Annotated in this window: 10 protein-coding genes; all 10 read right to left on the minus strand. The window is 38.1% G+C overall.

The window, feature by feature from the left end; translation table 11 throughout:
• Positions 1-11: 11 nt before the first annotated feature.
• The gene (locus IGJ49_RS14000; protein WP_077151714.1) at positions 12-497 is read right to left on the minus strand and encodes a hypothetical protein; all 486 of its coding nucleotides are present in this window, start codon (positions 495-497) and stop codon (positions 12-14) included.
• Positions 498-510: 13 nt separating this feature from the next.
• The gene (gene esaA / locus IGJ49_RS14005; RefSeq protein ID WP_077151713.1) at positions 511-3,897 is read right to left on the minus strand and encodes a type VII secretion protein EsaA; all 3,387 of its coding nucleotides are present in this window, start codon (positions 3,895-3,897) and stop codon (positions 511-513) included.
• Positions 3,898-4,149: 252 nt separating this feature from the next.
• A complete protein-coding gene (locus IGJ49_RS14010; protein ID WP_023520541.1) occupies positions 4,150-4,443 on the minus strand; it encodes a WXG100 family type VII secretion target in 294 nt (97 codons plus the stop codon).
• A gap of 141 nt (positions 4,444-4,584) precedes the next feature.
• Positions 4,585-5,475 (minus strand): Rgg/GadR/MutR family transcriptional regulator, encoded by an 891-nt coding sequence (locus tag IGJ49_RS14015; protein WP_077151712.1) that lies wholly within the window; start codon positions 5,473-5,475, stop codon positions 4,585-4,587.
• 364 nt (positions 5,476-5,839) lie between these two features.
• Positions 5,840-6,736 carry a phytoene/squalene synthase family protein gene (locus tag IGJ49_RS14020; protein ID WP_062806011.1) on the minus strand — a complete coding sequence of 299 codons (897 nt, stop codon included), beginning with the start codon at positions 6,734-6,736 and terminating at the stop codon, positions 5,840-5,842.
• Positions 6,723-8,213 carry a phytoene desaturase family protein gene (locus IGJ49_RS14025; RefSeq protein ID WP_438723892.1) on the minus strand — a complete coding sequence of 497 codons (1,491 nt, stop codon included), beginning with the start codon at positions 8,211-8,213 and terminating at the stop codon, positions 6,723-6,725. The genes IGJ49_RS14020 and IGJ49_RS14025 overlap by 14 nt, the downstream gene beginning before the upstream one ends.
• Before the next feature lie 339 nt (positions 8,214-8,552).
• Entirely contained in the window at positions 8,553-9,518 is a 966-nt protein-coding gene (locus tag IGJ49_RS14030) for a tRNA dihydrouridine synthase (RefSeq protein ID WP_077151711.1), read from the minus strand.
• Positions 9,519-10,024: 506 nt separating this feature from the next.
• A complete protein-coding gene (locus IGJ49_RS14035) occupies positions 10,025-10,795 on the minus strand; it encodes an ABC transporter permease (RefSeq protein WP_010734031.1) in 771 nt (256 codons plus the stop codon).
• The gene (locus IGJ49_RS14040) at positions 10,788-11,729 is read right to left on the minus strand and encodes an ABC transporter ATP-binding protein (RefSeq protein WP_077151710.1); all 942 of its coding nucleotides are present in this window, start codon (positions 11,727-11,729) and stop codon (positions 10,788-10,790) included. The genes IGJ49_RS14035 and IGJ49_RS14040 overlap by 8 nt, the downstream gene beginning before the upstream one ends.
• A gap of 196 nt (positions 11,730-11,925) precedes the next feature.
• Positions 11,926-13,575, minus strand: a complete 1,650-nt coding sequence (locus IGJ49_RS14045; RefSeq protein WP_062806008.1) for a MutS-related protein — start codon at positions 13,573-13,575, stop codon at positions 11,926-11,928.
• Between the last annotated feature and the right edge of the window lie 85 nt (positions 13,576-13,660).

Genomic DNA, 13,660 nt, shown 5'->3' on the forward strand with positions numbered 1-13,660 from the left:
ACAACAGTCCTTTAATCATTTTTGTATTTCTGCTGTGAAAACTTTTTACCAAGATAATTGCCTCCAATAGTCAGTAAAATACTTCCTAGTAGAAGTAAGATCCACAAAACAATTCTTCCCTGGATAGCTGTGTGATTTGGGTTAGCTGACACCTGATGTCCTACAGACATTTGCCCTTCTTTGAATAATTGGGGTGTAATTGTTTGCTCAAAGACCTGTGGCTGTGGAGTTGCTTCCGACACAAAGACGAGGTTGTGAGCAGTAGAAATCTGTTGTCTTTGTTGTTGGACACGTTCTTGGTCTAATTTTGTTTTATCTTCTAAAAATAAATCTTGCACTATAAATGTTGTTTCATGATCTTCGATGCCTTCCCTTTCTTGGTAGATCACATGGTTATTGATAGTGAGTGTGCTTGCAAAGACTGTGACACTCGGGTGACTTAAAAATAGTAAAACTACCAACAAAAAGAAAAGCCCCCCTATTTTTTTCTGAACCATTTTATACCTCCATTTATTCATTTGACCGTTCTTTTTTCTCTTCTGGTCGGACAATAAAATTCAGTATCACTCCAAATATCAGGAATAGAACGAGCATGAGATAACTTCCCCAACCGATGACACCCTCATTCATCAGCACATTAAACCCGTTTTGAATATTCTGTAAAGGTGACAGACGATAGAGCCATTCTGTCAACGAGCCATTTTTGATTGCTACGCCCAACAAAGGAGTCAACATGAAGAACAAGCCAAAAATCCCACCACATAAATACAACGTGATTTTTTTGAATTGGCGCATGAACCCTAAAAGAATCAATTGACCACTAGCAAAGACTAAAAATGCATAAACGAACCAAACAAAAGAATGCGCGACTCCTGATACTATGGTCGTTAAAACGCTATAAATAAGTGACAGAACTAACGTTACACTGAGTACCGCCACCATATTAGGCACGTTTTTCCATATACGGTTCGGTGTGACTAACAAATCGACAGAAGTCACTACACGTTTTTTCATCACGCTAGACAATTGAAAGGATACTAACAGAATCATAAAGCCACCGATCAATGTCACATAGTAAGGAGTCAATAAGCTTTGTCTTGTTTGACCAAAGCTTCCTTGTCCTAAAATTGGACTTGCTAAAAAATTAAAGACATGTGGATTGTCTGCCCCTCCATTCTTTGTATTCGAAAGGACTTCACTAAATGATTCGGCATATGTTTGATTTTCAGAGACAGTCTGTGCTGATTCATCAAGAGAGGTACTTAGATTACTTAAAATAGTGGTGGCATTCTCTTGTACTTCGATGGTCGATTCTTTTAGCTGATCGATTGTAGGTGTGATATCAGCTACTTCTGCCGCAGATTGACCGGTAACTTCAGCTGCTGCTTTTGAACTTGCCATCAATCCTTGCATCGTTTCGATCAGACTGGCTGTTTGAGCTTCAATCAGAGCGTATTCATTTTCTTTAGGATGTGGATTTTCTTCTGAGATGACGGATTCCGCTTCTGTTTGTGCCGTTTGCTGCCAACTGTCGTATACTGCATGGATTTGTTGATTCGCAGAGGCGAACCAGTGGTTTAATTTGTCCGCTTCTTCCATAAATGTCTGTGGTAATGTCATTAATTGCAAGGTACCGTACAAGGTTGGTTTTAGTTCTTCAGGTTCTTTAGTCCCAGGAGAACCAATGACTGCTTGTAATGCAATGATTTGATTCTCGGTATCGCTATACAACTGATCCCCTGTTTTTTTGTATTCCTGATACAGTTGTTCACTGATCATCGAAGGTTTGTCGCTTTCCTGAAGATTGTTATATAGCCAATAGATCGAACGAGAATCAGCTAATTCAATAAGGGATCTCCCCGTATTTTCTGGTTGATCGATCATCTGTCGATATGCGGGAATCGTTATAGAATGGTGTGGTGCACCAAATAGCGTGACGATTTGTTGCGCAGTCGTACTTAATAGTTGAAACTGTTCCAAGATTTGTGGCACATCATCAATCAATGGCTGATCCATTGGAAGATATACCGAGAATTCACTCATTGGTTGTTCGCGTTCATTGATCATCCATGTGTAAAACACCTGATTGTATGAAGTAGTTTGTTGTTCTGGAGTCAACTGCCACTTTAAAGGAATGCTTACTTCAAAGTTCAATTTATCTGATAGCGAAGGATATTCTATACGCTGGTATGTCTCTTCCGTTTCCTCCTCCGGTTCAATCGTCCAAGGTTGTACGATTGTGAATGAATGATTTGTATCTACTCGGATTGCTGTTTCATAGTTGTAGGGGGCTAGTAACTGATTCAATTGAGTTTCCATTTCTATAAAATCATATGTTGGATCAAAAAAGAGCATTCCTTGCTGCTCTTCTTCTGCTTGTATCGAGAGGAACGTATCTTGATTTAACTCAATTGACATCTGTTGATTGGTGGTGGGTAAAGAAATCATTGCATCATGTTGTGCTTTCGGTTCAAGATAAGCAAAAGAGGCTTCACTTCCGATTGGTCGGTCAAAATCATGGGCATAGCGTGTAACAATCGCTAGCTCATCATTGAAAATGGCGGCCTGATCCTGACTGATCACTGCTTGATTTTGTAATTCAGCTAATAATAGAGCTAAACTATCCACCGAGATCCGGGGCAATATCTCCTCGATAACTGATTGGTACGCCCCATCTAATTTGGGTTCATTCCTTTGATTTGTCATCAATTTGATAATCGCATTTTTCACTTGAACTTCTGTCGCAGTTGCGGGTGTACTTGTCGGATCATTATAATACGCATTGGCAATTTGACCTTTTAAGCGTTCTAGCTGTTCTACTTGACTCTCCAACTCAGTAATTTGTTGTTGGATCTCTTCGATGCGGGTTTGTTGATTGGTTTGAAACGCCGTTGCCTGAGCCAAGAAATCCCAATAAATACCGAAACTATTTTGTTCATTTGGTGTATAAAAGTTACTAAATTGAGCTAAAATCGCATCATTGAATAAGTCGTATTGATTTCTATAATCAGTTGTTGCGTTCTCCCACTGAGTGGTTAATTGATTTTTTTGTAAGATGACTTGTTGATTGAATTGATCGATCGCTCCAGTGATTTTTTCATTCGTTTCTTTTGTATAATCAACAATTGTCTCCTGAACATTTTCTGTCTCTTTGTGAGTCTCTTCTAAACTTGTATTATTGCGCTCCAAAAGAGATTGTACCGAATCAACAAAGGCCTGTTGTTGTGCCTTGAATGCACTATTTGTTGTATCTAAAATACTAGTTGAGTCTAATACACTCGCATAGTTGTCTGAAATATTTTGGAATGGCTGATAGATACTATTTTCTAGATTTTGCTGATAATTGCTATGTGTATTCGTCATTTTATTCACGTTTTGCTGCGCTTCAGAGAGATTTCCTACAATACTAGAGAAATACATCTGCACAACACGCTGATTGAAGTTTGTTAAAATCTGATTCACTTGTTCTTCGATCATTTGGTTAGTTATCTCATTTTGACCATCTCGAACTTGGTATTCGATGATCGCTTTTTCTGGATTGATACTTTGTAAAGATAATAGTTTTTCCGAAAAATCTTGGGGAATAATGATTTTTGCATCGAATTGGCCGTTCTCTAGTCCTGCTGTTGCAATATTACGCGTAGTCGTTTCCCAACGATTGGCAGTATCTTTATTGATCAGTGTCACAAAATCGGTTCCTAACAAGTACTGCTGACCTTCAAAATCTGCTCCTCGATCCTCATTTACCAAAACATATTGCATTTTTGTCGTCGGGCTGGCGGTGCTCGTGATGATACTCTTTTCTTTAAAGCCAATATAAGCAAAGAAAAGAAGCAAAGATAAACTTGCGATGATCGCAAGGATAAATGGCTGCTTTTGGTTCAGATGGTTTTTCAAGTTGTTCTCCTCCTTCTAAAAGAGCATGGGGTCAGAAGTGACTTGTCTGTATTTCTACCTTTCAAAATAAGCGTCAAAATCCAAAAATAGCTAGCTGATTTCGGATTTTGACGCTTATATCATGGCGATGTGCACTTCTGTCATATCCTCTTTTTAGGCTATAGCTGAGATGCTCTGTTTTACATTGTGTATTGTTGCACATGTGATTCGTTTAAGAAAATCTAGCAAAGTGACTTCTGTTTGAACATCAAGTTAAAATCCAAACGAACCTGCATCTTGACGATCGCGTTCTGCAACCGTATCAGCATACTTGTTCAACTGCTGATTGATGCGCTCAAGAAGTTCTTCCATTTGACGAACATTACCTTCTAATTGGTTGTATTGTTCCAAATAAGCTTGAAATGCTTGTCCTTTCCACTGTTGACTGATTTGTTGGTTCATTGCATTTACTTTACGGATCGCCTCTTGGATCTGAGAGGCTGCCTGTGAATAAACCTGTGCTTGTGACTTCAGTTGTTCGGGGGTGACTGCAATTACTCCTGCCATTTTTGTACCTCCTAAAATTTTTTTGACTAGTTCATCATACTTGATTTTCAACTGGTCAAAATAAAATACGCCGAATAAGGTTGATCTTCGTCGTATACGCACAATTCTTTTCGTATAAGATTAGTTATTTTAAGATAGCATTCAATTACTAGCGGGGGAAAACTCATTCTTGAGTTCAAAATCCACATGGTACGCCTGCTCCACGAAGCGTAACAGTTCGTATTTTTTTTGATATTGTTGCTTTGAATCCAAGTAGCAACTGACTGCTAAAGCGTTTTTCACGTGATACTTCCCTTTCTTATTACCTTTGATCACATACCAGACGCCTTGTAAAAACAATTGCAAGTTACGCTCATAGTATAGTTCTTCTTCAAGGAAATACTCTTCTAACTTCGCCCCATATTTCCAAACCAGGCGGAGATCCTGATTTTTAATAAATAGAATGAGGCCATTCGCCAACATGCGAAATGTCTCACTTTGCCCGCTGCGATTTTCTTCGTAGACCGCCAAACTAAGAAACGACTTTTCTAAAATCAAATCGATAAATTTAGGATGGAACGCATACATACAATTAGTAAACAAAAAAATTTCGTAGCGAGTCCATGTTTGTGCCTTCATTAAATACTGATAAACCTCTGAAGATAGCACATCGATTTTTTCCTCTTTTAATTGAGCGATCATCAAGCGACAAAGACTGATCAGATGGCGTTCTCTTTGGGAATCAGGTTCTTCTGTTTCATACAACATAATAATACTATGTAATTCTAAACTATCTTTCTTTTCAAAAGCGACTACCGCTTCTTGCATCAATCGATTGACCTCGGATAAATCATTTGGAAAATTAAATAACTGCAATTCATCATAGTCCAAATTTAGTTTTTTCAAAAAATAAGTCAACTTACTGACTGTCGTATCTGCTTTATTTTGAATAAAACGTTTATAAACAGAACGACTAGCTTCCTCTCCACAAAGTTCTGCAATCGTTATTCCTTTTTGCTTTCTGACAAATTCAACGATCTCCCATACTTCCATTTTTTCACTCCTGACCTCTTTCACTAAATCTTGAACTCAAAGATTTTATAGAAAGAGCTTCTATGATTGAAATTTGATAAAGCTAAAAATCCCCGTTTATTATAATCTTACCATCATTCTCGTTTGAATATTACATTTATTTATAATAACTGTTGTCTTTAAATATAAAGACTTTACTAATAAATACAAAAAAACAGAACAGAAAAACATTGATGTTATTTATAAGAGCGATAATAATGGAATAAACAATGTATTTTTTGTTCAAAATGTCATGATAAACAAAGAATGAGCACTCGCAACGGTACTTTCCGCGAGTGCTCATTCCGTTTTCTGATACATCAGATTATCAATGCTATCATACCAATTATAATGTTGATTGTTGTGGACTATTTATTAGGGTTTCTACATATTTTTTGGCTTTTCTCAGCAGTTGGATTTTTCTTATCTGGCTGACATAGTTTTTATGATCTAACATGAAATAGTTATTTTCTCTGATTACGCTTAATTGCTCTCTATATATCATTGCAGCAGCAGTTAATGCGAGTTGACAATTTCGGTCAATAAACGGCAGCATCGTAAAAGAAGTTTCATATTTTTTCTCTGCTTCATTAGCTATCGCTTCCCATAGATCAATCAATGGCTTCGCAGGTTTATCTGCTTGCAACATGGTTTCAGTCACACCATGGGCACGCATCATTTCCTTTGGTAAATAAATTCGTCCCATTTTATTATCTTCACCGATATCTCGTAAAATGTTAGTGAGTTGCATCGCTTCACCCAGCCTTTTTGCCTGTGACTGGATTTTTTCTGCTTGGTCAGATAATAAAGGTAACAACATCAAGCCGACACTACCTGCGACATAGTAACAATAGTCTTCTAAGTCAGCCAATGTTTCTGGCTGTGTAAAGACTAAATCTTGCTTTTGACCTGCGATCATGTCGTAGAACGGAGACAAGGTCATGGGATAAACGGAAAAAACAACCGACAAGGCACGCCAAATTGGTTCATCAGGAATTTTACCCATGGAGAAAGCATCTAGTTGGTGTTTTAGTGCCAACAATTCTTCCTCACTATGCGCTAAGTCAACTGTATCATCTGCCAAGCGACAAAAAGCATAAATGGCATAGACACTTTTTGCTTTTTCTTCAGGAAGTTGAGAAAACGCAGCGTAAAACGATTTTGAATATTTTTTTATCACAGTTTCACAATAGGCAAAATCGTCTGCGTGTTTTTCAAACAGTTCCTGATTAGTTTTTGTCATCTTTAACCAACTCCTCTACCGCAAGCTTAGCACTTTGCATCACGATTGGTACACCAGCTCCGGGATGTGTACTGCTACCACAGAAATAAAGATTCTCAGCAGAAGCAAATTTATTATGAGGTCGATAATAGTTACTTTGTTTTAAAGTTGGTTTCAACCCAAATGTTGCACCATTATAGGCATTGAAATGTTGTTCAAAGTCTTTTGGTGTATAAAAACTTTCTGAAACGATATGCTCTTCAATATCAGTAAAGTCTGTCTTTTCTTTTAATAATGTCAATACTTTTTGACGATATTCTTGGACTTTCGCTTCTGACCAATCTTCGTATTTTGAAAGTTCTGGAACTGGTACTAATACATATAATCCATCATGGTTTTCTGGGGCTAATGATTCATCCATGATCGTAGGACGGTATAGATAAAAGGATGGATCTTCCGGTAAACGACCATCTTCAAATAAATCATCCACATTTCGTTTGAAGTCATCTGCAAAATAGATGCTGTGGAGATAATCCCCCGGATATTTTTTATCTAGACCTAAATATAGTAAGAAACACGAACAAGAGTATTCCATCTTATCGATTTTCTTATCCGTATATTTCCCACGATTCTTTTCATCAGGAATCAACTCTTTCATTGCATAAGGAAAATCAGCACCACAAACGACCGCATCTGCTTCTATTCGTTCTTGTCCGATTCGAACACCTTTTGCCACTTTATCTTCAATGATCAATTCATCAACGGGTGTATTATAATGGATCGTTCCACCTAATTCTTCTAATAAGTTAGCCAGTGAGGTTGCTAAAGTATACATACCTCCTTTGATAAAATGAACGCCATATAAAAGTTCGATCATCGGGATAATCGTGTATAACGATGGACCTTGGTATGGTGAAACACCGATGTATAAGGTTTGGAACGCCAATGATTTTCGCAAACGTTCATCTTTAACAAATTTAGCAATCGATGAATACGCATCACTAAATGTTCTTAGACGAATCCCTGCCCATAGTGATTTAGGATTATAGAAATCCCAAAAACCACGAAAGGATTTAGTAATAAATGCTTCTTTGGCTATGTGATAACGCTTGTAGATATCCGCTAGAAACGCATAATAGCCTTGCGCATCTTCTTGGGAAATCGCTTCGAGCGTTTTGGTCAATTCAATGAGATCATTTGAAAATTCGATTGGTTCTTCTTTATTGAAATAGAGTTTCAACATAGGATCGACTTTTTCCATCGGAATGTAGTCATCCGGATCTTTCCCACAAAATTCAAATACTTCGCGATAGATTTCAGGCATCATCACGATCGTTGGCCCCACATCAAACGTGAACCCATCTTTTTTGATTTGATTCATCTTGCCGCCAGGGCCACTTTCTTTTTCGTACAATGTTACTTCATAGCCTAATTTTTGCAAGCGTACAGCTGCACTTAATCCCGCAACTCCTGCACCTGTTACAATGACTTTTTTCATGACATCCACCTACTCAATTCTTGTTCTATAAATTTTTATCATCTGATAAATTTTAGGATATCATTAAATTTGTTATGTCATAAAACAAAACGCTCAAATAACATACGTTACATTAAATTTTCTTCATTTTTCTTTGTTTTTAATTCATTTTTTATCATTTTTCACTCAGTATTATTTACACGTGAAATATACAATCTAGATAGCCATTGTCAGCTAAAACTGAATAAACAGCCTTCAAAAGTCAATTCATTAAAAAAAGCCATGACATCCGAAAATATTTTCATATTTTTTAGATGTCACAGCTTTTTTGGCTGATTACTTTGTGAAAACTTAGACAGTTTATTCAGTTTTATGTTGAAATTCATCTAAACGTGCCCGAACTTCATCAGTGGATTTCGTGTTCATCAATTGCACACGCAAATCGTTGGCTCCTGGAAATCCTTTGACGTAGATTTTGAAGAAACGATGTAAGCCTGTGATCGAACGTGGGATCTCTTTTGCATAGTGGTCTTGTAAATCTAGTTGCAAGCGCAGTAAATCAATAAGTTCTTCTGCTGAATGCTCTTTCGGTTCTTTTTCAAAGGCAAATGGATTTTTAAAAATACCTCGGCCGATCATGATGCCATCTACACCATATTTTTCCGCTAATTCAAGCCCTGTTTGGCGGTCAGGGATGTCACCATTGATCGTCAACTTCGTTTGTGGGGCAATTTGGTCACGCAAGGCAACGACTTCAGGAATTAGTTCCCAATGTGCCGGCACTTTACTCATTTCTTTGCGTGTACGTAAATGAACAGAAAGATTCGCGATATCTTGCTTTAGTAAATGACTGATCCAATCAACCATTTCAGCTTGCTCTGTGTAGCCAATACGTGTTTTTACACTTACCGGTAACCCTCCAGCTTTTGCAGCTTCGATCAATTCTGCCGCAACCTCAGGACGTAGGATCAAGCCACTACCTTTTCCACGTTCTGCCACATTCGGTACCGGACAACCCATATTGAGGTCTATTCCTTTAAAACCCATCTCGGCTAGTTGAATACTCATCTCTCTGAAAAATTCCGGTTTATCTCCCCAGATATGTGCCACCATCGGTTGTTCATCTTCAGTAAATGTCAAACGTCCTTTGACACTTTCTTTGCCATCTGGATGACAAAAACTATCTGAATTAGTAAATTCGGTGAAATACACATCCGGCGCACCGGCCTTTTGGACAACATGGCGAAAAACCACATCTGTCACATCTTCCATCGGTGCTAATACAAAAAAGGGCGTAGGTAGTTCAGCCCAAAAATTATTCTTCATCAAGTACACTCCATTTCGCTATATAAAAAGTTCCATCAAAAACATTGTTGCCATTATACAAGGAAAAAGAAAAAGAAGCAAAGTAGAGGTTGTGAAAGGAGCGATCAGCACTAAGGCATAAGAAAGGAAAATCGAAAATGGTTGTTTCATTTTTGATTTTCCTGGCTTATGTCCGAAGTGTTGCTCCTTGAACACCGTTTATCATAGGTTGTGAAAAAAGCGTTTTGACCTGAGCAGTAAGATAGAAAATTGTAAAATAGCTTTTCATATTTTGCAATTTTTTAGCCTAATGTTGAAGGTCAGCTTTTTGAACACCGTTTATCGAGGTTGTGAGAAAGCCGGTCAGCTCCGAATATTAAGGCGGAAATTGGGAAAATAGCTTCTCATATTTTTTCAATTTCCGCCTTAATATTGAAGGAGTTGGCCTTCGAACACCGTTTATCGAGGTTGTGAGAAAGCCGGTCAGCTCCGACTTAATATTGAAGGAGTTAGCTTGCCTCGTTCGCTTAACTTCTTAACCCTCTACCTTTATTGATCAAGTACCAACACGTTGAATAAAGCACTACAATGAACAGTACAAGGATCGCAATCGAAATGAAGATTGGCACATCGGTGGTGCCTAAGAAACCATAACGGAAACTTGAGATCATATAAACAATTGGATTTACTTTTGAGATGGCTTGCCAAATCGGTGGTAACATCGAAATTGAATAAAACACCCCGCCAAGATAAGTCAAAGGTTGTAACACAAACGTTGGTACAATGGACACATCATCATAAGATTGGGCGAAAATCCCATTGATCAAACCAGCAAGCGAGAATAAGATAGCGGTCATCAATAGTGTTAATACAACGATCGTCCATGAATAGACATGTAATGGCACAAAAAATAGAGAAATCATTGTGACTAATGCACCGACCAAGACACTCCGTCCCAACCCACCGATCACAAATCCCCAGATGATGACATGTGTTGGTACAGGGGCAACTAAAATCTCTTCGATATTCTTTTGGAATTTTTGTGAAAAGAATGAAGAAGAAACATTTGAATAAGAACTTGTGATGGCGGACATCATGATCAATCCGGGAACAATAAATTCCATGTAGGAGAAACCACCCATATCACCGATTCGTCCCCCGATCATTTTCCCAAAAATGATAAAATACAAAGACGTAGTGATCACTGGTGGTACTAGCGTTTGTACCCAGATACGCATATAGCGATTGGTTTCTTTGATTGCTAAACTTTTTAATGCAGTAAAATAAAGATTAAACATTTTTCTTCGTTGCCTCCATATGATAAGTTTCTTCCGTAATTTTCAAGAAAAGTTCTTCTAAGCGATTGGATTTATTGCGCATAGACAAGACTTTGATCCCTTGCGCACTTAACTGTTCAAAGATCCCATTCACTCCTTGATCACGCTCCACTTCAACCGCAAGTGTGCGTTCATCTTCTAAGATACTTGTATAGCCAATGATCTCTGGCTTTTTATCATAAGGTGCTAAGTCAAAGATAAACGTTTCAAATTGTAATTTGGAAAGCAAGGCTTTCATAGAGGTATTCTCAATCAGTTCACCCGATTGGATGATTCCAATATTTCGACAAAGCATTTCTGCTTCTTCCAAATAATGAGTCGTCAAAATGATCGTTGTTCCTGCGTGATTCAATTCACGTAGAAAATCCCACATTTCTCGTCTTAATTCAATATCGACACCCGCTGTGGGTTCATCTAGAATCAATAATTTGGGTTCATGCATCAATGCACGGGCAATCATCAATCGTCGTTTCATCCCACCTGAAAGCATCCGCGCACGAACATTGCGTTTCTCCCACAAATTAGATTGTTTAAGATATTTTTCACTACGTTTCAATGCTTCATTACGGGACACGCCATAGTAACCCGCCTGATTCACGACGATTTGTTGCACTGTTTCAAACGGATTAAAGTTGAATTCTTGGGGCACTAAGCCGATTTGTTGTTTTGCTCGTACTAAATCTGTATCCAGATCATAGCCAAATACTTTCACTTTTCCCGATGTCTTATTCACTAATGAAGTGATGATCCCGATCGTTGTTGATTTCCCTGCACCATTTGGTCCCAATAATGCATAAAAATCTCCTTCTTCAACCGTCAGATCGATGCCTCGGAGTGCTTCCACACCTGTCCCATATATTTTTCTTAACTCATTTATCTCAAGAGCATATGTCATTTTTTACTAACTCTCCTTATTTTGTCTGATTTACTATTTTAGCATGTAAAGAGGTTGTGAGAAAGCCGTTAAGCTTCATGCAGTAAGATGAAAATGAAAAAACCACAAGTCCTTCCAGAAAATAATTCTGTCGTCTCTGTGGTTTTCATTATCAATGATGGTTATTGACTAAATACTTTCAGCTTGGGCTTATTTCTTACTCCACTACCCGCCATTGGCGATGTTGATCAAAATAGGCGGCTTCTGCTTGTGCCTCTTTCACGATTGCTGTAGGATACTTCAGCACATCTAATAATGCGATGGCATTTCTTGTCTTAGCAGGTCCTTGTTTTAATTTAAAGTCAAAGCTGATCCCTTTCTCAGGCGTCACTTGCTCTTCAAAATGGACATTGGCACAATCTTTTTTCAAGATCTCTGTCAGTTCGATATCATGTGTTGCGACAAAGGCTAAAGAAGGGTAATCACTCAACCAATTCACGATAGCTGCTGAAGACGCGATCCGTTCAATCGTATTTGTCCCTTTCAAGATCTCATCGACAAAGCAATAGCAACGTTCTTTTGTTTCCACTTGCTGTAATAAGCGCTTGATCGATTTGATTTCTGAAACAAAGTAACTATCGCCTTCAAACAAATTATCTTCGATCGCCATCGAGGTCAAGACATGACCGGGTTGGATCGTGAAAGATTCGGCTAAAGCAGTTTGGATCGTTTGCGCTAAGATACAGTTGATGGCAATACTTTTGACGTACGTCGATTTTCCTGAAGCATTCGAGCCTGTGACCAATGTGTTCTGTTGCCAATCGATGGGATTGACGACTGCCTCTGCAATCAGAGGGTGATACGTATCCTCTGCCATAATCCCGCCTTCTGCAAAGACTGGTTGACAAGAATAGGGCATGTAGGTGCGATAATTCAATACTGCCGCAGCTACTTCTAGCTCTCCGAGTAATTGCCATAATTCAATCGCTTGTTCCGTTTTCTTTTCCAATCGGCTAATGACAAAATGATACGAAATAAATGGCAACATGAACATCATATTCAAGTAGTCAAAAAACAACTCCGCTTCTGAGCCATTTTTCACTCGAAATGAAAAACCGAACTTAGGGATTTCTTTTAAAGGCTGAACATTTTTTTGTAACTCTGCTTGTAACGGTGTGGCAAACGTAGCTATTTTTTTCGCCGCAGAAATCGTAGAAACAAGATAGCTCATACTATTAAGTTCTGTTTCGAGTGTTTGCTTTTTTATCAAGTAATAAACCGTATTGAATAACACACTAATGATCGCGAGATAAATGCCGATCACTTGTCCAAGTAAAAACAAGCCTAAACCAATGAGTGGTAACATGCCTAAAAAGGCAAATAGCCCAATATGACCAATTCTTTTGCTTTTGCCATCTGCTAAGTATTGTTTGGCAAAATTCCGGTCTTTTTTTCCAATTCGTGCAAATTGATATTCGATTTCTTCTCTCAACTTAGGATTTTCTTGATAGAAAGTAATCAACTTTTCTAGACGCTGATCTTGTCCAAAATCAAAATTACGCAGTCGCTGATAAAGCGCTTCCGAACCCACACTTGAATACGTATGATTGAGCGTTTCGAATACTTCAAACATATCTAGGTCATACCAAGTCAAGTCATCGACTTCACTGTCCCACGTGCGAAACTTTTTTTCTGTCTGCCAAGCTTCTTTTAAGCTCTCCTCCTTATCAAATCGTACTTGATATGGAAGCTTCCCCCATTTGTAACGGATATCTGCTCTTAATTTTTTTCGCGAATTGATTTCTAAGACAATTAAGATTCCAATGATGCCGACGATCAGGAGCATGATAAATTCTGTTTGACTCATAAATTTTCTCCAATCTATTGAATACTTTAAGTATAGCACTGATTGGAAACATAAATGGACTTATAAAAAAACTATCCTTCTTTTT

The organism is Enterococcus sp. AZ171 (assembly GCF_051714005.1).
GTDB classification, from domain to species: Bacteria; Bacillota; Bacilli; order Lactobacillales; family Enterococcaceae; genus Enterococcus_B; species Enterococcus_B pernyi.

Excerpts from the sequence above, each read along its gene's own strand:
- IGJ49_RS14000 (WP_077151714.1), bottom strand. The coding sequence starts at position 497 with ATGGTTCAGAAAAAAATAGGGGGGCTTTTCTTTTTGTTGGTAGTTTTA.
- IGJ49_RS14015 (WP_077151712.1), bottom strand. The coding sequence starts at position 5,475 with ATGGAAGTATGGGAGATCGTTGAATTTGTCAGAAAGCAAAAAGGAATA.
- IGJ49_RS14020 (WP_062806011.1), bottom strand. The coding sequence starts at position 6,736 with ATGACAAAAACTAATCAGGAACTGTTTGAAAAACACGCAGACGATTTT.
- IGJ49_RS14035 (WP_010734031.1), bottom strand. The coding sequence starts at position 10,795 with ATGTTTAATCTTTATTTTACTGCATTAAAAAGTTTAGCAATCAAAGAA.
- IGJ49_RS14010 (WP_023520541.1), bottom strand. The coding sequence starts at position 4,443 with ATGGCAGGAGTAATTGCAGTCACCCCCGAACAACTGAAGTCACAAGCA.
- IGJ49_RS14025 (WP_438723892.1), bottom strand. The coding sequence starts at position 8,213 with ATGAAAAAAGTCATTGTAACAGGTGCAGGAGTTGCGGGATTAAGTGCA.
- IGJ49_RS14040 (WP_077151710.1), bottom strand. The coding sequence starts at position 11,729 with ATGACATATGCTCTTGAGATAAATGAGTTAAGAAAAATATATGGGACA.
- IGJ49_RS14030 (WP_077151711.1), bottom strand. The coding sequence starts at position 9,518 with ATGAAGAATAATTTTTGGGCTGAACTACCTACGCCCTTTTTTGTATTA.
- IGJ49_RS14045 (WP_062806008.1), bottom strand. The coding sequence starts at position 13,575 with ATGAGTCAAACAGAATTTATCATGCTCCTGATCGTCGGCATCATTGGA.